We start from the raw sequence: 18326 nt of genomic DNA on the forward strand, positions 1-18326 counted from the left end.
TAGAGCCGCAGGTCGGCCGGGGACTAGACGTTGTTACCAACAAGTATGCGAGACACGGTGTCAGCAGTATTTGGTGACTTCTGCCAAACGCGGGTGGCGCACCCCGTCCAGGGGGCTTCCGTGGTGTGGCAGGCGCTACACCCCCACCGCCCCCAGCAACTCCCCCGCCCCATAGGTCACAGCCATCGCCAGCGCTCCCCCGCCCATGTTCCGCAGCACCGCCGGCCCCACCCTCGCCTCGCCCAGCCGGGCGCTCCACCAGCCCGTCAGGGCCAGCGCGGCCAGTACCGACAGCACCGTCACGAGCAGCCGCAGCGACGCCGGGGGCAGCACGATCGCCAGCAGCGGCAGCAGTGCGCCGACCGTGAAGGCCAGGCAGCTCGCGCCCGCCGCGTGCCAGGGGTTCGCCAGCTCGTTCGGGTCGATACCCAGCTCGACCACCGCGTGCGCGCGCAGCGCATCGCGCTCGGTGAGCTGGAGGGCGGCCTCGTGAGCGACCTCGTGACTCAGGCCCTTGCCCTCCAACAGGCCCGTCAATTCTGCGAGTTCCGCCTCGGGAGCCTCCGCGAGTTCCTGTTTCTCCGTCGCCAGTGCGGCCTTCTCCGAATCGCGCTGGGTGGAGACCGATACGTACTCGCCCGCGGCCATCGACATGGAACCGGCCAGCAGTCCGGCAAGGCCCGCCGTGAGCAGAGCACCGCGGTCACTGGTGGCGCCGGCCACGCCAACGACCAGGCCGGCGGTGGAGACCACCCCGTCGTTGGCGCCGAGGACCGCGGCACGCAGCCAGTTCAGCCGCGTGCCGAGCCCGTTGCCGTGCGGTTCGTCGTGCGCCCGGGTATCCGTCACCCGGGGATGTTCTCACCCCGCCCGGTCACCAGACGCGTACCGACCCGCCCGGGGCGAAGGCGGGGCTGGTCGCGCCTGCCGGGACCTCCTTCAGCGGCTCGGCGATCTCCTCGACCGTCGGCCCGGTCTCCGCCGCGATGCGGTCGAGCACCGCGAGGTCGAAGCCGTAGACGCGGGCCGCGTTGCCGCCGGTCATCGCCGCGACCTCCTCGGGCTCCACTCCCGCGTACGCGATCCGCAGGGCTTCCCTCGTGTACGGGGCGGTGCCCTCGTCGTGCGGGTAGTCGCTGCCCCACATGATCTTGTCGAGGCCGATCCGGTCGCGCAGCGGCACCTCGTGGGGGCGCATGAAGCTGGCGCCGACGTAGCAGTTGTCGCGCCAGACCTCGCCGGGGCTCGCGCCCATCGAGGCTGCCAGGCCCGCACCGAACCTGGATTCGGCGGTGGTCGCCCGGGTCGCCGCCGCGACCAGGCGGCCGTGGTAGTAGTCCAGCATCTCCACGACGCCCGGGATCCAGCCGGATCCCTGTTCGGTGAGGACCAGTTTCAGTCCGGGGTGGCGGCGGAAGGCCCCGCCGAAGATCAGGTGCCACAGCGCCCGGTGGGAGAACCAGGTCGTCTCCACCATGAAGACGGCGCGGGCCGCCGGTTCGTCGCCGAGCGGCGGGGAGGCCGAGCCCCCGTGGTGGTTCACCGGTACGTCCAGCTCCTCGCAGACCGCCCACAGCGGGTCGTACGTCTGCGAGTACAGCTCCGGGACGCCCGAGCCGGGCGGGGCGCCGGGCAGCAGGATGCCGCCGGTGAGCCCCGCCTCCTTGGTGCGGCGGACCTCGCGGACCGCCTCGGCCGGGTCGTTGAGGAGGATCTGCGCGACACCCGCCCGCCGGCCCGGCGCCCGCGCGCAGAAGTCGGCGAGCCAGCGGTTGTGGGCGCGCAGACCGGCCCAGCGCTGTCCGTACTCCTGCTGGGAGGGCGCGGGGGCCATCAGGGAGGCAGAGGGGAAGAAGGGCGGGATGGTGTTGGGGAAGACGACCTCCGCGACGATGCCGTCCGCCTCCAGTTCGGCGAGGCGGCGCTCCGAGTTCCAGTTGCGGTCGGCGGTGTCGGCGAGCAGGTCCTCGTACGGGTTGACGTAGGCCGCGGCCCAGGCGTCGAAGTCGTCGTGGTGCTTCGACTCCAGGTAGGGCTTGTAGTCCAGGAGGTCGGCCCCGGCATGGCAGTCGGCGGAGATGACGGTGTAGCGCTCGCGGGGCATCAGCCGGCCCCCAGGACCGGGAAGTCGTGGCCGGTCAGCCAGTGCCGGCCGGTCTCGCGCGAGCGGGCCCAGGACGCCTCGACCGCCGTCTGGTCTGCGCTCTGGCCGAGGTCCTGCGGGGTGGGGCCGATGCGTTCGGCGATCGGGGCGAGCTTTTCCGTGTCGAAGCCGAACACCTCGGCGGCGGCGAGGCCCAGCATGCGGCGGGTCTCGGCGACGGGGATGTCGTGGAAGGTGTCGCGCAGCCACTGGGCGGTGTTCGGCCAGGTGCCTTCGGGGTGCGGGAAGTCGCTGCCCCACAGGATGTTGTCGACGCCGATCTCGTACCGCTGGGCGAGTTCGCGGCGCTTGGTGTTGGTGGCGCAGATGAAGACCTGGCGGTCCAGGTACTCGTGCGGGGGCCGCTTCAGTTCGGCGAACGGGGAGAGCTTCTTGCCGCCGTGGGCGCCGAGGTAGAGCCGGTCCATGAACCAGAGGAGGTTCGGCAGCCACCAGCAGCCGGACTCGGCGACGCCGAACCGCAGCCCGGGGTGGCGTTCGAAGGCGCCCGACCACAGCAGGAACCAGAGCGGGCGGGACGGCCACCAGGTGACCTCGGAGACGTAGATCCCGAGGTGGTCGCCGTACTCGTGGCGCGGGGCCGCGCCGGAGTGGGTGACGACGGGCATGCCCGTCTCGGCGGCGGCCGCCCACACCGGATCGTAACGCCGGTCGTGGTAGGGGGCCTTGTCCACCCACATGGAGGGGATCATCAGCGCGCCGAGGCCGGATTCCTTCGCCCGGTGGATCTCCGCGACGACCCGGTCGGCCTCGCCGGTGACGGGCAGCAGGGCGACTCCGCAGTGGCGTTCGGGGTTCTGCGAGACGAAGTCGGCGAGCCAGCGGTTGTGGGCCTGCGCGCCCGCCATGCCCAGCTCCGGGTCCTGGTCGCCGGAGAGGCCGAGGCCCACGCCGAACGGGGCGGCGGTCCGGCTGTCCACGGCGTCCGCGTCGGGGAAGACGACCTCGGCGGCCACCCCGTCACCGTCCAGTTCCTTCAGGCGCCGGGCGGCGTCCCAACCGCCCTTCAGGCCCTCCTCGTTGTCGTGGAACCACTTGTCGGCGAAGGCCTCGTTGCGCACACCGAGGCGGGTCATCTCCTCGCGGCGGCGGTCACGCCCGGCGAGGAAGTCGTCGAACTCCCGGTGGAAACGGGGATCGAGATAGGGCCGGTACTCCTCGGTGGGCAGCCCGGCGTGGCAGTCGGAGGAGATGATCAGGTACGGGGCGTCGTCGGACATCGCTCGCTCCTCAGTCGAGTATGAAACTCTCCAGGTACGACGGGTTGGCCCGGTCCAGCATCGACTGCGACCTGGCGCGGATCTGCCGGTCGCTGTGCTCGCTGTCCGGCAGCATCCAGAAGCGGTCGGCGCGGATCCCGTCCACGACGGTCGCCGCGACGTCCTCCACCGGGGTGAACTCCACCTCGTGGCCCGCCTCCCGCATGGCGGACTCCCACTGTCCGAGGCTGTGGTACGGGGTCCTGCGCGGGCGTTCCTTGGCGTACCGCTCCGGCCGGTTGCGGTGCGACTCCCACAGTCCGGTGCGGAGCATGTGCGGGCCGGGGAAGAGCACCGAGGCGCCGACCGCCGCGCCCTCCGCCCGCAGATGCGCGTACAGCGACTCGGTCATCGTGACGACGGCGGACTTGGTGACCGCGTACACGGAGGCGGTCGGCAGCGGGGCGATCCCGCCGTCCCCGGACGAGGTGTTGACGACATGGCCGGGGCCGCCGTCCGCGATCATGCGCGGCACGAACGCCTGGATGCCGTGGAAGACGCCCCAGACGTTGACGGCGAACGCCCACTTCCAGTCGTTCGGCTCGTGCTCCCACATCCGGCCCTCGGCCCCGGAGCCGACCCCTGCGTTGTTGCACAGCACGTGCACGGCGCCGAAGGTGTCGTACGCGGCTTCGGCCAGCGCCTGCACGGAGTCGCGTTCGCCGACGTCGACGACTCTGGCCAGTACCTGCGCACCGTCCTGGCCCAGTTCGCCCGCCGCCTTGCCGAGCGCGCCCTCCTCCACGTCGGCGAGGACGACCTTCAGTCCCTCGGCGGCGAACCTGCGTGCCATCGCGAGGCCGATGCCGCTCGCGGCGCCGGTGACGACGGCGACCTGCCCCTCCTCCAGCCTCATCGGACGCTCCCTTCCGGCGGTCCGTCGTGGATCTGCTGCGGATCGTCGTAGCGCTGGTGGATGTACGGCAGCAGCGCCCCGGCGCTCACCCGGGCCACGGCCCTGCCGCGCTGGTCGCTGGTCTTCTCGCCGATGGTGAGCTCGACCAGCCGGCGTACGGGGAGGTCGGCGACCGGGTCGTACACCGACTCGCGCAGCACCACGTCGCCCGAGATCCGTTCCAGTCTGCGGACCTTCTCGTGGCGGGTGCAGTGGACCAGGACTGGGTCGGAGTCGAAGCCCTCGCCGTCCACCGCGGGCAGGCACTTGAAGTAGAAGTCGAGCTTGGCCGTCGGTGCGGGCAGCGGGAGCGGGCCGTCGACCGCGCCGCGCACCTCGACGAACGCGATGCCGTGCCGGGCGAGCGCGGCGCGGACGACGAGGCCGTCGCGTTCGACGGTCACCTCGCCGAGCTTCTTCGGTTCGCCGAACACCTCACGGCCGCCGGTCAGCGCCCGTTCATGGGTCATCGGCATGACGAGCGGATACCAGCCCTCGTGGCCGTCGTGGACGGCGGCGACGGCGACGGAGCCGGCGCCGAGCGGATAGCCGGGGAGTTCGACCGTACTGATACCGGCCCGGACGAGCGGGCGCTCGGCGGGCTTGAGAGGTGGCGGGAGGACGGCCGCCACCGCGTCGGGGTCGCTCTCCCAGAGGGCCACCACGCCGGTGGACCAGATGTCGGGGAGCTGGGAACGGGCCGTGCGGGCCGCCGTGATCTCGGCCTCGGTGCGCGCGCCGTACCGTACACGTGCCATGTCGTACCACCCTTCTCGGTCGTCCGTGTCTCGCGTTCTCCGCGTCTCGCGTTCTCCGTGCCGGGTTCTGTAACACAGTTACACCGGTGCGGATGAAGGGTAAATAGGCGTGCACGTAACGGAATCCGAGAATCGGGGAGCGCTGTGGCGCGATCGTCGCTGACCCGCGAAGAGGTACTGGACACGGCCGCCGCCCTGCTGAAGCGGCACGGCCCGCAGGCCCTCACCATGCGCGCCCTCGCCGCGGAGCTGGGCACCGCGGTCACGTCGATCTACTGGCACGTCGGCAACCGTGAGTCGCTGCTGGACGCCCTCGTCGAGCGCACCGTGCGGGAGATGGGCACCCTGCGCCCGGCCGGCCGGACCCCGGCGGCCCGCATCGTCTCCGTCGCCCGCGCCCTGCGCCGCGAGCTGCGGGCCAGGCCGCATCTGATCGCGATGGTCCACGAACGGGGGCTCACCGAGCGGATGTTCCTCCCCGCGCAACAGGCTCTTGTCCACGAGGTGCACGCCGCGGGGCTGCGCGGGGCGCGGGCGGCCGCGGCGGTGCGGGCGGTGCAGTTCCAGACCGTCGGCTTCCTGCTCGTCGAGCGCAACCGGGAGCGGTCCCCCGTCCAGTCCCCCGGCGAAGGCGATCTGTGGACCGCCTCCGCCGCGGACGACGACCCGGCGCTGGCCCGCGCCCTGGCCCGGCCCGCCGACCCGGACCGGCTGTTCGCCGATTCCGTACGGGCCCTGGTGGAAGGGCTGCTGGCGGGCCCCGTACGACAGGGGCCGGGCGGCGGAACCGGGACGCGGGGGCGGGGGACGGCCGAATAGGAGACTGTCAGTCGCGGCCCGTATTCTCTGTGACCATGCTCGACGACCGCCAGACCGCAGCACCGTGGCCGACCGCCTACCCGCAGGGGTACGCGGTCGTCGACGTGGAGACCACCGGACTCGCACGGGACGACCGGATAGTGTCCGCCGCCGTCTACCGCCTGGACGCGCAGGGCAACGTCGAGGACCACTGGTACACGCTGGTCAACCCCGAGCGCGATCCCGGCCCGGTCTGGATCCACGGCCTGACCAGTGAGGTGCTCGAAGGCGCCCCGCTCTTCCCGGAGGTCGCGGCCCAGCTCTCCGAGCGGCTCGCGGACCGCGTCCTCGTCGCGCACAACGCGGCCTTCGACTGGTCGATGCTGGCCCGGGAGTACGCCCGGGCCTCGGTCGTCGCCCCCGTCGAGCAGCGGCTGTGCACCATCGCGCTGGCCAAGGAGCTGCGGCTGCCGCTGCCCAACCACAAGCTGGCGTCGCTGGCCGCGCACTTCGGCGTCGTGCAGCAGCACGCCCACCACGCGCTGGACGACGCCCGGGTGCTGGCCGAGGCGTTCCGGCCGAGCCTGCATGCCGCGGCGCGGGGCGGGGTGCGGCTGCCGTTGCTGGAGTGCCGGCCGCTGACCGAGTGGTCGGAATCCCCAGTCACGCCGCGGATCGGCTATCAGCCTTCGTACGGTCAGAACAGCTGGCGCGCCTCGCGCAAGCGCCCCGCGTGCCCGTATCCGAACCCCGGGCGGTACGAGAAGGAGAAGCCCCTGATGCAGGGCATGCGGGTGGCCTTCTCCGGGGACACCTCCGTGGACCGCGAGCTGCTGGAGGACCGGGCCGTGGAGGCCGGGCTGCACGTGGCGACCAGCGTCTCCCGGCTGACCAGCCTGCTGGTCACCAACGACCCGGACGCGGCGACGTCGAAGACGGTCAAGGCGAAGTCGTTCGGCACCCCGATCCTGGACGAGAGCGCCTTCACCCATCTGCTGCGCGATGTGGCACCCGCTTCCGGCCAGGTGCCCGCGCCGTCATCGGAGTGAACCGGCGGCGACTCGCCCGTCCGCGCTCGCCCGCCGCGGTCCCCGCGTCCCACCCTGTGGCGCATGGCACGTTGTGAGGTTTGCGGAAACGACTACGGGATGTCCTTCGAGGTGCACGCGCAGGGCGCGGTGCACGTCTTCGACTGCTTCTCCTGCGCCATCCACCGCATGGCACCCATCTGTGAGCACTGCCGGGTCCAGATCATCGGCCAGGGCGTCGAGGTCGAGGGGCACTGGTTCTGCGGCGGCCACTGCGCCCGCGCCGAGGGGAAGGTGGGCATCATCGACAAAGTCTGAGCGGCGGCCGCCCCGGCCTCTTCCCCGACCCCTGCGCGATGCGCCCCACGGCACAGTTGTACCGTCGTGGGGTGTACCGCTTCCTGTTGACCCGGCAGTGGCTGATCCTCGCCCTCCTCGCCCTCGTCCTGATTCCCACCATGGTCGAGCTGGGCTTCTGGCAGCTGCACCGACATGAGCACAAGGTCGCGCAGAACGCCCTGATCTCCCGCAATCTCAAGGAGCCGCCGGTTCCGGTCGCCTCGCTCACCGCCCCGGGCCACACGGTCCCGCGCTCCGACTACTGGAGGACGGTGACGGCCACCGGCACGTACGACACCGCGCATCAGGTGGTCGTGCGCCGCAGGACCGCCACCGACGGCCGGATCGGCGTCCACGTACTGATCCCGCTCGACCTCAAGGGCGGCGGCACGGTCCTGGTCAACCGGGGCTGGGTGCCCTCCGCCGCGAGTCAGCAGGCCTTCCCCGACGTGCCGGGCGTGCCCGGGGGCGAGGTGACCGTCACCGGGCGGCTCAAGGCCGACGAGACGACGAGCGCCAGCGGCATCAAGGATATCTCGGACCTGCCGGACCGCCAGGTGATGCTGATCAGCAGCGCCCAGGAGGCCGAGCGGCTCGCCCGGCCGGTGCTCGGCGGCTACATCGAGCAGACCGCGCCCGAGTCCGTCGGCGACTCCCCGGAACTGATCGAGGCCCCCGACGACGGCTCGATCGGCCCGCACATGGCGTACGCCGTGCAGTGGTGGCTCTTCGCCGCCGGGGTTCCGGTCGGGTTCGTGGTGCTGGCCCGCAGGGAGAAGCGCGACCGGGTGGAGGCGGCGGCGAAGGCCGCTGCCGGGGAGCAGCAGCCCGCCGGGCCGGAGAAGCCGGAACCCGCCACGGCCTGACGCCGTGTCCGCCGGATGCGGGCTGGGACGTTCCCGGCCGGGTGACCCCCGTGGGCCGGGATTGCTTAACGTGGCCCGGGTTCGGGAACACGCCAGAACGTGACCCCACGCATCGAGGACTACGCCCTCATCGGTGATCTCCAGACGGCCGCCCTGGTCGGCAGAAACGGTTCTGTCGACTGGCTCTGTCTGCCCCGCTTCGACTCGGGCGCCTGCTTCGCCGCCCTGCTCGGCGACGAGGACAACGGCCACTGGCGGATCGCCCCGAAGGGCGCGGAAATCTGTACCCGGCGCGGCTACGCGGGTGAATCCCTCATCCTGGAGACGTTCTGGGAGACCCGCACCGGCACAGTCAAGGTCATCGACTTCATGCCGCAGCGCGACCGGGAACCCGACGTCATGCGGATCGTCGAGGGCATCAGCGGGACCGTCGAGATGGCCTCCGTGATCCGGCTGCGCTTCGACTTCGGCTCGGTCGTGCCGTGGATGCGCCGCTCGCAGGGGCACCGGGTGGCGGTCGCGGGGCCGGACTCGGCCTGGCTGCGCAGCGAGCCGCCGGTCAAGACCTGGGGCCAGCAGTTCTCCACCTGCTCGTCGTTCAGCGTCTCCGCGGGCGAGAAGGTGGCGTTCGTACTGACCTGGCACCCCTCGCACTCGCCCCGCCCCGAGCTGGTCGACCCGCACGAGGCGCTGGAGAACACCCTGTCCGACTGGGCCGAGTGGTCCGCCCGGTGCAAGTACCGGGGGCCCTACCGGGAAGCGGTGATCCGCTCGCTGATCACGCTGAAGGCGCTGACCTTCGGCCCGACCGGCGGCATCGTGGCGGCGCCCACCACCTCGCTGCCGGAGGAGATCGGGGGCGTACGGAACTGGGACTACCGCTTCTGCTGGCTGCGGGACTCCACGCTGACCCTCGGCGCCCTCGTCTCGGCCGGTTATCTGGAGGAGGCGGCCGCCTGGCGGGACTGGCTGCTGCGGGCGGTCGCCGGGGATCCGGCCGACCTCCAGATCATGTACGGACTCGCGGGCGAGCGCAGACTGCCCGAGGCGGAGCTGTCGTGGCTGCGCGGCTACGAGAACTCCGCCCCGGTCCGGATCGGCAACGCCGCGGTCCGCCAGCGTCAGCTCGATGTGTACGGGGAGGTCATCGACTCCTTGCGACTCGCCCGCGAGGCCGGACTGGACGACAAGCCGCACGCCTGGAATCTGCAGCTCAGCCTGCTCGGCTACCTGGAGTCCACCTGGCGCGAGCCGGACGAGGGGCTGTGGGAGATCCGGGGCCAGCGCCGTCACTTCGTGCACTCCAAGGTGATGGCCTGGGTCGCCGCCGACCGCGCCGTACGCACCTTGGAGAACAATCCCTCGCTGGCCGGCGACCCCGACCGGTGGCGGGCGATGCGGGACGCCGTGCACCGGGAGGTGTGCGAGAAGGGGTACGACCCGGAGCGGAACACCTTCACCCAGTCCTACGGCTCACGGAACCTGGACGCCGCGACGCTGCTGATCCCCCGGACCGGTTTCCTGCCGCCGGACGACCCCCGGGTGATCGGTACCGTCGACGCGGTCCGGGCCGAGCTGGGCAGGGACTGCCTGGTCCGCCGCTACAGCACGGACGGCGCCTCGATCGACGGACTGCCCGGCAGCGAAGGGGCCTTCCTGGCGTGCTCGTTCTGGCTGGCCGACGCCCTGCGCCTGACCGGGCGCGGCGAGGAGGCCCGGGACCTCTTCGAACGGCTGCTGGCGCTCCGCAACGACGTGGGGCTGCTCGCCGAGGAGTACGACACCGTCGGCCGCCGCCAGCTGGGCAACTTCCCGCAGGCGTTCAGCCACATCGGCCTCGTGGGCACCGCCATGGCACTGGCCGGGGAGGACACGCTGGAGCCCGACGCGGCAGGATAGGGCCATGGATCTTGGACTGAAGGACCGTGTGTACATCGTCACCGGAGCGACCCGGGGGCTCGGCAACGCCACGGCGCGGGCGCTCACCGACGACGGGGCGCGGGTGATCGTCACCGGCCGGGACGAGAAGCGGGCCGAGGCGGCCGCCGCCGGACTGGGGCCGGACGCGGTCGGCCTCGCCGCCGACAACGCCGACCCCGCGTCCGCGCGGCGCCTGGTGGACGCGGCGCACGAGCGGTTCGGCCGACTGGACGGCATTCTCATCAGCGTCGGCGGGCCGGCCCCCGGTTTCCTCGCCGACAACACCGACGAGCAGTGGCAGTCGGCCTTCGAGTCGGTGTTCCTGGGGGCGGTCCGGCTCGCCAGGGCCGCGGCGGAGGCGCTCGGCGAAGGCGGTGTGATCGGCTTCGTGCTCTCCGGTTCCGTGTACGAGCCGATCGCCGGGCTGACCATCTCCAACGGGCTCCGTCCCGGCCTGGCCGGTTTCGCCAAGTCGCTGGCGGACGAGCTCGGTCCGCGCGGCATCAGGGTGGTGGGCGTGCTGCCGGGCCGGATCGACACGGACCGGGTGCGTGAACTGGATGCCCTCTCGGGCGACGCGGAGGCCGCCCGGACGGCCGGCGCGGCACAGATCCCGCTGCGCCGCTACGGCGCTCCGGAGGAGTTCGGCCGGACCGCGGCGTTCCTGCTCTCGCCCGCGGCCTCGTATCTGACGGGCATCATGGTGCCGGTCGACGGCGGCTCCCGGCACGGCTTCTGAGCCGGGGCCCGGACCCGGTCGCCGGACGGAGACGTCCGGCGGCCGGGAGGGCCACGGCAGCGGCGGTCAGCTCACCCGCTCCGGGCGGTGCCTGACCGCCCTCAGCCGCACCTCGGCCGGCAGCTCGGCCAGCCCCGCCGAATCCCGCGCATGGGCCAGCGCCTCGTCGCTGAGGCGGCCGAGCGCCTCGTCCGGCGCCGCGTGCGGCTCCATCAGCAGGCGGATCCTGGCGTGCGGCGAGCTGCGCCGCCCGGTGAGCGCGACCTGGGCGCGGGCCACCCCGTCCAGCGTCCCCGCCTCACCGGCGAGCACCCCTTCCAGGGCCCGGCCCCGCAGCAGCGCCCCCTCGCCGTCCCCGCTGTCCACCAGGACCTCGGAGAGGCGGGCCCGGCGCAGCTGGGCCAGCAGCCACCACAGGGCGAGCACGACCACGACGGCGAGGACGGCGATGACCGCCGGCCACCACCAGCCCTGGTCGCGCCAGCGGTACCGGTCGGCCGCGCTGATGAGCACATCGCCCTTGCCGTACCAGGGCCACCAGGACGGCACGGCGAGGCCGAGACCGGCGGCGAGCACCGCGCCGCCGCCGCAGATCAGTACCAGCCCGGCGAGGCCGAGCAGTACCCGGTTGACGGTCCTGAGCAACGGGTTCACCCCTTCTTCGCGGGCCGGCGGACATGCACGGACAGGCTCGGCGGCCGGGCCAGCCCCAGTTCCCTGATGCCGGTCCCGAGCACGGTGTCCAGATCGGTCCGTACGTCGTCGAGTTCGCGGAAGTGCGACACGGCGCGCACCACCGCCCTGCCCCGGCCCATCCGGACCCGCACCGACTGCACCCCGGACACCTCGACGGCCCGGTCGCGCAGCACCAGTGCGGCCGCGGACCGGTCGAGTGCGGCGCGTACGCCGGGGCGGTCGCGGCGCATGGGCAGCAGGGCGCGGAGGCCGGGGGTGACGGCGAGCACCAGCAGCCACAGGCCGATCGCGACGGCCGCCGCGGCCGCGCCGAGCAGCCAGGCGCTCTGCAGCGGGCGCTCGGCGAGCTGGTCGGCCAGCGACCGGCGCCAGCGCATCGCCGGGTGGCCGGCCCGCACCGCCGCCACGTCGTAGAGCAGCAGTCCGGTGCCGCCGAGGACCAGCAGTGCGAGGACCGCCGCGGGGATCCGGCGCGCCGACCAGAAGCGGCCCGCCCCGGCGGCGCCCGCCTGCCGGGCGGGCACCGGGTCGTACGCGGCGGAGGAGGCGGACTGGTCGAGTTCGAGCGCGTCCCCCTCTTCGACGGGGCCGGTGGCGGGCAGCCCCGGAGTCGGCCGCTCCGGTCCGTGGGGCTCGGTCACTGGATCCTCCCCTGTGCCGCGGCGCTCGCTCCCGTCGGGTGCAAGCGCTCGACCTGTACGGCCACCTCGGGCACTTCCATCCCCGCCAACGCCCTTACCCGCTCGGCGACATGCCGACGCACGCCGCCGCACTGGCGGCCGATGTCGCAGGGGTATCCGAGCTCCAGGCTCACCCGTACCCGGGCGGTGTCCCGGTGCACCGTGACGGTGGCACGCGGCGGGGCACCGTGCTCCGGCGGCTCGTCGATCGCCTCCTTCGCGGCCTGCGCGGCGATCTTCGCGACCACCCGGTCGGCGATCCGGGTCTCCCCGCGCTCGCCTGCGGCGATCCGGTCCTTCACCCCCGACAACGCCGTCACCGCCGTCGGTCGCCGCGCCCGCGACTCCGGAAGAAGTCGCCGAGCTCCAGGTCGCCCTCCAGGAGGCGACCGGCGACGAAGCCGACCGCCCCGAGTGCGGCCACCAGCAGGAAGGCCCCGAAGCCGCCGAAGTACCCGGCGAATGCGAGCGCCATGCCGGCCACCATGCCGACCACAGCCATACTCATCGTGCGCTCCTCAACTGCCTCTCGCCGGAGGCCTACTGGAGACGTGGCTCCGGCTGGTCCTCGTCGTCGACCTCGTCGGGCAGTTTCACGTCGCTCACCGCGATGTTGACCTCGACGACCTCCAGGCCGGTCATCCGCTCGACCGCCGCGACCACGTTCTCCCGCACGTCACGGGCCACGTCGGAGATCGACACGCCGTACTCGACGACGATCTCCAGGTCGAGCGCGGTCTGCGACTCACCCACCTCCGCCTTCACCCCGCGGGTGACGGACTTGCCGCCACCGGGTACCCGGTCGCGCACCGCTCCGAAGGTGCGTGAGAAGCCGCTGCCCATCGCATGGACGCCGACCACGTCGCGGGTCGCCATTCCCGCGATCTTCTCGACCACGCCGTCGGCGATGGTCGTACGGCCGCGGGTGGCGGGTGCTCCCCCGCCGCGCTTGGTCAGCGGGCTCGATTCCTTGTCGGGGCTCTCGGGGCGGTTCCGCTGCGTGGTGTCGGTCATCGCCATCTTTCCCTTCTGGCCAGATTGAACCTCTTTGCCCACATTAGGTGCGCTTCCTCCGTAGCGCGCCGTGGATGCGGCAGGCTGGGGTAATGACGACGGCTGACGGCCCACGCGGGGCGGACGGATGGACAGCGGCGGTCCGGCAACGGCTCGGCCTCGGCCGGCTGCTTCCGCTGGGCGGTCCGGCGGACGGGGCCTGGATCTCCGAGCGGGCCGCGGTCGCGGTGCTGCGCCGCGCGGTGACGGGGTCCGGCCCCGTGCTCGGGGAGCTGCGGATCTCGGTGGCCGATCCGGACGGGGCGCCGGAGGCGGAGGTGGAACCGCCGCCGAGCGCGCTGCGGCCGGGCCCGCTGCGGATCGAGGCGGCGATGTCGGCCGTTTCCGGTCAGCCGCTGCCCGCCGCGGCCGAGGCGCTGCGCTCGGCACTGCTGACGGCGGCCGGCCGGCGGCTGGGCCTGGTGGTCACGGCGGTGGACGTCCGGGTGACGGAACTGCTCGACGCGGCGCCCGAGCCGCCGGCTCCCGTCCCGGCCGAGGTGCGCGAGGCGGCGGCGGAGGGGGCCGCGGGGTCCGCGGCGGCGGGTGTCGCGGGTGTGGTGACGCTGACCCGGGTGCTGGGGCATGCGGTGCACGCGCGTCCGGGCCATGTGCGGGTCGAGCTGGCGACCGCCGCCGACCACCGGGCGCTCGACGTGGCCCGTGCGGTGCGGGGCGCCGTGGCGGCCGCGGTGGAGGGCGATCCCTCGGTCGCGGTGCTGGTCACGGCGGTGGTGGAGCAGGGCTGAGCGCGGGGCGGGTCCGCGGTCCGGGCCCGCCCGCGATCGCCGGACGGTCTCAGTCGGTGATGCCCGCCAGATCGCGCAGCCGACGGCCCTGCGCGGCGCGTTCGGCGACGCGCTGCTCCTCGTAACCACGCGAGACGGCACCGCTCAGCAGCGCCTTGGTCTCCACGACCGCGTCGCGCGGCGCGGCCAGCAGCGCGCCGGCCAGATCGCGGGCCGCCGCGTCCAGCTCAGCGGCGGGGACGACGAGATTGGCCAGGCCGGTACGCTCGGCCTCCTCGGCGTGCACGAAGCGGCCCGTGGCGCAGATTTCGAGCGCGCGGGCGTACCCCACCAGGTTCACCAGGGGGTGCGTACCCGTGAGGTCGGGCACCAGACCGAGGCTGGTCTCGCGCATGGCGAACTGCACGTCCTCGGCGACGATCCGCAGATCGCAGGCGAGGGCGAGCTGGAAGCCGGCACCGATCGCATGCCCCTGGACGGCCGCGACCGACACGATGTCGTTGCGGCGCCACCAGGTGAACGCCTCCTGGTACTCGGCGATGGTCGCGTCGAGCTCGGCCTCCGGGCCGCGCGCCATGTCGAGGAAGGACGGCTCGCCGTCGAACCCCTCGGGGGTGAACGCCTGCCGGTCGAGTCCCGCGGAGAAGGACTTGCCCTCGCCGCGGAGCACGACGACCCGCACACTGCCGGGCAGAGCCCGTCCGGCCTCCGTCAACGCCCGCCACAGAGCGGGGGACTGAGCGTTGCGCTTGGCCGGATTGGTGAGGGTCACCGTGGCGACCGCGTCGTCGACGGTGAGTCGTACGCCGTCCTTGTCGAGCACAGAGTCGAGCGAGGTCATGGGGCGCCTCCGGATCGGTTCAGTCAGCATGCAGAGCTAAGTGACTGAACAGTAACCACCCGGTCGACATCGCTGCCGACCGGGTGGCCACCGCCGAAAGCCGGTGAACCCCGGGGCGGGCCTTACGGCCTGCCCCGACCGCCCGGACCGTCAGGCCGTGGCGGCCTTCTTGCCCCGCGTCGCTCCGCCGCGTCCCCGCAGCGTGACTCCGGACTCACTGAGCATCCGGTGGACGAATCCGTAGGAGCGGCCGGTCTCTTCGGCCAACGCCCGGATGCTCGCACCGGAGTCGTACTTCTTCTTCAGGTCTGCCGCGAGCTTGTCGCGCGCGGCGCCGGTAACCCGGCTGCCCTTCTTCAGAGTCTCGGCCACCCGTGCCTCCTCATGGGAAGTGCGCTCTGGACTCTCATGATCACCCCTCGGGAGCTTCCTGGCCACCCATTCGGCAAGGTCCGTGCAACCCGGTTCCCCGCCGGAGAACGGGCCGACACGACCGGAATCCCGCATTCCGCAGGGCTGTGGCGGCGGACGGAACGGGGCCCGGGACGAACCGGCAGGTCAGGGCCACACGGGGAACAGGACCCCCGTACGGGTGCGCCCGGCAGGTATCTGCCGGGCGCCGCGCCGAGGTACGAGACGCACTCACGCAGATGATGGATCACGCGTAGGCCGAATGATCCAGACGGAGTGGATCAGAGGGGCGGCGGGCCCGGTCAGGCCAGCGTGACCAGGTCCTGGTAGTCCGCGCCCCACAGGTCCTCGACACCGTCCGGCAGCAGGATGATGCGCTCCGGCTGAAGGGCCTCGACCGCTCCCTCGTCGTGGGTGACGAGGACGACGGCGCCCTTGTACGTGCGCAGCGCGCCGAGGATCTCCGCGCGGCTGGCCAGGTCGAGGTTGTTGGTCGGCTCGTCCAGCAGCAGCACATTGGCGGAGGAGACCACCAGGGTCGCCAGGGCGAGACGGGTCTTCTCGCCGCCGGAGAGGACACCGGCGGGCTTGTCGACGTCGTCGCCGGAGAAGAGGAAGGAGCCCAGCGTCTTGCGGACCTCGACCAGGTCGAGGTCGGGCGCCGCGGAGCGCATGTTCTCCAGGACGGAGCGGTCCGGGTCGAGGGTCTCGTGCTCCTGGGCGTAGTAGCCGAGCTTGAGACCGTGGCCCTCGATCACCTTGCCGGTGTCGGGCTCCTCGGCGCCGCCGAGGAGCCGGAGCAGGGTGGTCTTGCCCGCGCCGTTGAGGCCGAGGATGACGACCCGGGAGCCCTTGTCGATGGCGAGGTCCACATCGGTGAAGATTTCCAGCGAGCCGTACGACTTGGACAGGCCCTCCGCCATCAGCGGGGTCTTGCCGCACGGTGCGGGCTCGGGGAAGCGGAGCTTGGCCACCTTGTCGGAGACCCGGACGGCCTCCAGGCCGGAGAGCAGCCGCTCGGCACGCTTGGCCATGTTCTGCGCGGCGACGGTCTTGGTGGCCTTCGCGCGCATCTTGTCGGCCTGCGAGTTGAGGGCCGCGGCCTTCTTCTCGGCGTTCTGCCGCTCGCGCTTGCGGCGCTTCTCGTCGGCCTCGCGCTGCTGCTGGTAGAGCTTCCAGCCCATGTTGTAGATGTCGATCTGCGAGCGGTTGGCGTCGAGGTAGAAGACCTTGTTGACGACCGTCTCGACGAGCTCGGCATCGTGGGAGATCACGATGAAGCCGCCGCGGTAGGTCTTGAGGTAGTCGCGCAGCCAGACGATCGAGTCGGCGTCGAGGTGGTTGGTCGGCTCGTCGAGCAGCAGGATGTCGGCGTCCGAGAAGAGGATGCGGGCCAGCTCGACGCGGCGGCGCTGACCGCCGGAGAGCGTATGGAGCGGCTGCCCGAGCACCCGGTCGGGCAGGCTGAGCGCGGCGGCGATGGTGGCGGCCTCGGCCTCGGCGGCGTACCCGCCCTTGGTGAGGAACTCCGTCTCCAGGCGCTCGTACTTCTTCATCGCCTTCTCGCGGGTGGCGCCCTTGCCGGTCGCCATCCGCTCCTCGTTCTCCCGCATCTTGCGCAGGATCTCATCGAGGCCGCGGGCGGAGAGGATCCGGTCGCGGGCCAGCACGTCGAGGTCGCCGGTGCGGGGGTCCTGCGGGAGGTAGCCCACCTCGCCGGAGCGGGTGATGGTGCCGCCGACGGGGTTGCCCTCGCCCGCGAGGCACTTGGTGAGGGTGGTCTTGCCCGCTCCGTTGCGGCCGACGAGGCCGATGCGGTCGCCCTTGGCGATGCGGAAGGAGGCGGACTCGATGAGGATGCGGGCGCCGGCACGCAGCTCGATGCCGGAAGCGGTGATCACGGTAAAACTCCAGGGCGGTTGGACGGCGGACGGGACGAGGGCGGAGGTGTCTCGACGCCGCTAATGCACAAGGAGAATTGCCATACGGGCCATTCTACTGGCGGTGTGCAACTGCTTTTCCGCATGCGTCCATGACACTCGCCGGACGGTCGCCCGGCGTCGCCGCCCCACTCCACCGCGCGACCAAAAAGGGCATCACGGTTTGAACCGGCCGATACTCGGCGGAGGTGGCGAGACCACCGCGGCCGGAGCGGAGGGTGGTGCCCCATGCAGTTCGACGACGACGCCGACCTGGACACGTCCGAGGTCCAGGATGTGCGCGGCAGCCGGATCCCGGGCGGCAGGGCCACCGTGGGCGGCGGCATCGCCGGTCTCGTCGCACTGATCCTGGGACTGCTCTTCGGCGTCGGCCCCGAGCAGCTCGGCCTGTCGGACGGCGGTCCGGACACGACGCCGACCGCGTCGACGGCGGCACAGGTGCAACAGTCCTGCCGGACCGGGCAGGACGCGAACACCAGGGACGACTGCCGGGCCGTGGCCGTGGTCAACAGCGTGCAGGACTTCTGGCGGCAGGAGTTCCAGCGGCGCCAGGGCACGTACACGCCGGCGCGCACGGTCCTGTTCAGCGACCGGATCGGCACCGCGTGCGGCTCCGCGACCTCGGCGGTCGGGCCGTTCTACTGCCCGGGTGACCGGCAGGTCTACCTGGACCTGGGGTTCTTCGACGAGCTGCGGACGAAGTTCGGTTCCAGCGGCGGCCCGTTCGCCCAGGCCTATGTCGTCGCCCACGAGTACGGCCACCATGTGCAGGACCTGATGGGGACGCTGAACCGGTCCCAGGACGGCCGGACCGGCGCGGACAGCAACGCGGTCCGGGTGGAGCTCCAGGCGGACTGCTACGCCGGGGTCTGGGCGCACCACGCGACGAGTACGCCGGACGAGTCGACCGGGCGGCCGCTGATCACCTCGCTGACACAGGCGGACATCCGGGACGGGCTCGACGCGGCGGCCGCGGTCGGCGACGACCGGATCCAGGAGAAGTTCCAGGGCCGGGTCACACCGGAGTCCTGGACGCACGGCTCGGCCGCGCAGCGCCAGCAGTGGTTCACCACCGGGTTCCGCAGTGGCGACATGGCCGACTGCAACACCTTCCGCTGAGGCCGGCAGCCGTGCCGGGCCGTTGTCAGTGGCGGATGGAAGACTGAGACGCGGATCACAGAACCGGGTCA

At 72.3% G+C, this 18326-nt stretch carries 21 protein-coding genes; 8 read left to right on the forward strand and 13 right to left on the reverse strand.

Features of this window, described 5'->3' with window-relative positions; genetic code table 11:
* Positions 1 to 135: 135 nt before the first annotated feature.
* From ABZ622_RS04655 to ABZ622_RS04675, 5 genes are read right to left on the reverse strand one after another with little or no spacing between them, the layout of a single operon-like run.
* Positions 136 to 849 carry a VIT family protein gene (locus tag ABZ622_RS04655; protein ID WP_360540362.1) on the reverse strand — a complete coding sequence of 238 codons (714 nt, stop codon included), beginning with the start codon at positions 847 to 849 and terminating at the stop codon, positions 136 to 138.
* Between the two features lie 25 nt (positions 850 to 874).
* The gene (locus tag ABZ622_RS04660) at positions 875 to 2104 is read right to left on the reverse strand and encodes an amidohydrolase family protein (RefSeq protein ID WP_360540364.1); all 1230 of its coding nucleotides are present in this window, start codon (positions 2102 to 2104) and stop codon (positions 875 to 877) included.
* Positions 2104 to 3384 (reverse strand): amidohydrolase family protein, encoded by a 1281-nt coding sequence (locus ABZ622_RS04665; RefSeq protein WP_360540366.1) that lies wholly within the window; start codon positions 3382 to 3384, stop codon positions 2104 to 2106. Before ABZ622_RS04665 ends, ABZ622_RS04660 begins: the two co-directional genes overlap by 1 nt.
* A gap of 10 nt (positions 3385 to 3394) precedes the next feature.
* Positions 3395 to 4279 (reverse strand): SDR family NAD(P)-dependent oxidoreductase, encoded by an 885-nt coding sequence (locus ABZ622_RS04670; RefSeq protein ID WP_360540368.1) that lies wholly within the window; start codon positions 4277 to 4279, stop codon positions 3395 to 3397.
* On the reverse strand, positions 4276 to 5076 hold the full coding sequence (locus ABZ622_RS04675) for an acetoacetate decarboxylase family protein (RefSeq protein ID WP_360540370.1): 801 nt from the start codon (positions 5074 to 5076) through the stop codon (positions 4276 to 4278). The genes ABZ622_RS04670 and ABZ622_RS04675 overlap by 4 nt, the downstream gene beginning before the upstream one ends.
* 144 nt (positions 5077 to 5220) lie before the next feature.
* On the opposite strand from ABZ622_RS04675, the gene ABZ622_RS04680 reads away from it, so the two are divergent.
* The 6 genes from ABZ622_RS04680 (at position 5221) to ABZ622_RS04705 (ending at position 10766) form a co-directional block, all read left to right on the forward strand.
* Complete coding sequence (locus tag ABZ622_RS04680) at positions 5221 to 5895, forward strand: TetR family transcriptional regulator (RefSeq protein ID WP_266916766.1); 675 nt, start codon at positions 5221 to 5223, stop codon at positions 5893 to 5895.
* A gap of 29 nt (positions 5896 to 5924) precedes the next feature.
* Positions 5925 to 6923, forward strand: coding sequence for a DEDDh family exonuclease (locus ABZ622_RS04685; protein WP_360540372.1), 999 nt, complete (start codon positions 5925 to 5927; stop codon positions 6921 to 6923).
* A gap of 63 nt (positions 6924 to 6986) precedes the next feature.
* Positions 6987 to 7220, forward strand: coding sequence for a hypothetical protein (locus ABZ622_RS04690; protein WP_078532401.1), 234 nt, complete (start codon positions 6987 to 6989; stop codon positions 7218 to 7220).
* Between the two features lie 71 nt (positions 7221 to 7291).
* Positions 7292 to 8107: an SURF1 family protein gene (locus tag ABZ622_RS04695; protein ID WP_360540374.1), complete on the forward strand. Its 816-nt coding sequence runs from the start codon at positions 7292 to 7294 to the stop codon at positions 8105 to 8107.
* A 99-nt stretch (positions 8108 to 8206) separates the two neighbouring features.
* Positions 8207 to 10006 (forward strand): glycoside hydrolase family 15 protein, encoded by a 1800-nt coding sequence (locus ABZ622_RS04700; RefSeq protein WP_360540376.1) that lies wholly within the window; start codon positions 8207 to 8209, stop codon positions 10004 to 10006.
* Between the two features lie 4 nt (positions 10007 to 10010).
* The gene (locus ABZ622_RS04705) at positions 10011 to 10766 is read left to right on the forward strand and encodes an SDR family oxidoreductase (RefSeq protein WP_360540378.1); all 756 of its coding nucleotides are present in this window, start codon (positions 10011 to 10013) and stop codon (positions 10764 to 10766) included.
* Between the two features lie 66 nt (positions 10767 to 10832).
* On the opposite strand, the gene amaP is transcribed toward ABZ622_RS04705, so the two are convergent.
* From amaP to ABZ622_RS04730, 5 genes are read right to left on the reverse strand one after another with little or no spacing between them, the layout of a single operon-like run.
* Positions 10833 to 11420, reverse strand: coding sequence for an alkaline shock response membrane anchor protein AmaP (gene amaP, locus ABZ622_RS04710; RefSeq protein WP_360540380.1), 588 nt, complete (start codon positions 11418 to 11420; stop codon positions 10833 to 10835).
* Positions 11417 to 12064 (reverse strand): DUF6286 domain-containing protein, encoded by a 648-nt coding sequence (locus ABZ622_RS04715; RefSeq protein ID WP_360541002.1) that lies wholly within the window; start codon positions 12062 to 12064, stop codon positions 11417 to 11419. Before ABZ622_RS04715 ends, amaP begins: the two co-directional genes overlap by 4 nt.
* A 35-nt stretch (positions 12065 to 12099) precedes the next feature.
* Positions 12100 to 12453 (reverse strand): hypothetical protein, encoded by a 354-nt coding sequence (locus ABZ622_RS04720; RefSeq protein ID WP_360541004.1) that lies wholly within the window; start codon positions 12451 to 12453, stop codon positions 12100 to 12102.
* 5 nt (positions 12454 to 12458) lie between these two features.
* A complete protein-coding gene (locus tag ABZ622_RS04725; protein ID WP_360540382.1) occupies positions 12459 to 12650 on the reverse strand; it encodes a hypothetical protein in 192 nt (63 codons plus the stop codon).
* A 32-nt stretch (positions 12651 to 12682) separates the two neighbouring features.
* Complete coding sequence (locus tag ABZ622_RS04730) at positions 12683 to 13156, reverse strand: Asp23/Gls24 family envelope stress response protein (RefSeq protein WP_360540384.1); 474 nt, start codon at positions 13154 to 13156, stop codon at positions 12683 to 12685.
* 92 nt (positions 13157 to 13248) lie between these two features.
* Between ABZ622_RS04730 and ABZ622_RS04735 the strand changes: the two genes are divergently transcribed.
* Positions 13249 to 13944, forward strand: coding sequence for a hypothetical protein (locus ABZ622_RS04735; protein ID WP_360540386.1), 696 nt, complete (start codon positions 13249 to 13251; stop codon positions 13942 to 13944).
* 49 nt (positions 13945 to 13993) lie between these two features.
* On the opposite strand, the gene ABZ622_RS04740 is transcribed toward ABZ622_RS04735, so the two are convergent.
* The 3 genes from ABZ622_RS04740 to ABZ622_RS04750 all read right to left on the reverse strand — a co-directional run bounded on the left by ABZ622_RS04740 (position 13994) and on the right by ABZ622_RS04750 (position 17097).
* Complete coding sequence (locus tag ABZ622_RS04740; protein WP_360540388.1) at positions 13994 to 14785, reverse strand: enoyl-CoA hydratase/isomerase family protein; 792 nt, start codon at positions 14783 to 14785, stop codon at positions 13994 to 13996.
* A gap of 150 nt (positions 14786 to 14935) precedes the next feature.
* Positions 14936 to 15157 (reverse strand): helix-turn-helix domain-containing protein, encoded by a 222-nt coding sequence (locus ABZ622_RS04745; RefSeq protein WP_018518904.1) that lies wholly within the window; start codon positions 15155 to 15157, stop codon positions 14936 to 14938.
* Between the two features lie 341 nt (positions 15158 to 15498).
* Complete coding sequence (locus ABZ622_RS04750; RefSeq protein WP_360540390.1) at positions 15499 to 17097, reverse strand: ABC-F family ATP-binding cassette domain-containing protein; 1599 nt, start codon at positions 17095 to 17097, stop codon at positions 15499 to 15501.
* A 267-nt stretch (positions 17098 to 17364) separates the two neighbouring features.
* Between ABZ622_RS04750 and ABZ622_RS04755 the strand changes: the two genes are divergently transcribed.
* On the forward strand, positions 17365 to 18255 hold the full coding sequence (locus tag ABZ622_RS04755) for a neutral zinc metallopeptidase (RefSeq protein WP_360540392.1): 891 nt from the start codon (positions 17365 to 17367) through the stop codon (positions 18253 to 18255).
* The last annotated feature ends 71 nt before the right edge of the window (positions 18256 to 18326 follow it).

Origin of the sequence: Streptomyces sp. NPDC007164 (genome assembly GCF_040634135.1) — a bacterium.
Classification (GTDB): domain Bacteria; phylum Actinomycetota; class Actinomycetes; order Streptomycetales; family Streptomycetaceae; genus Streptomyces; species Streptomyces sanglieri.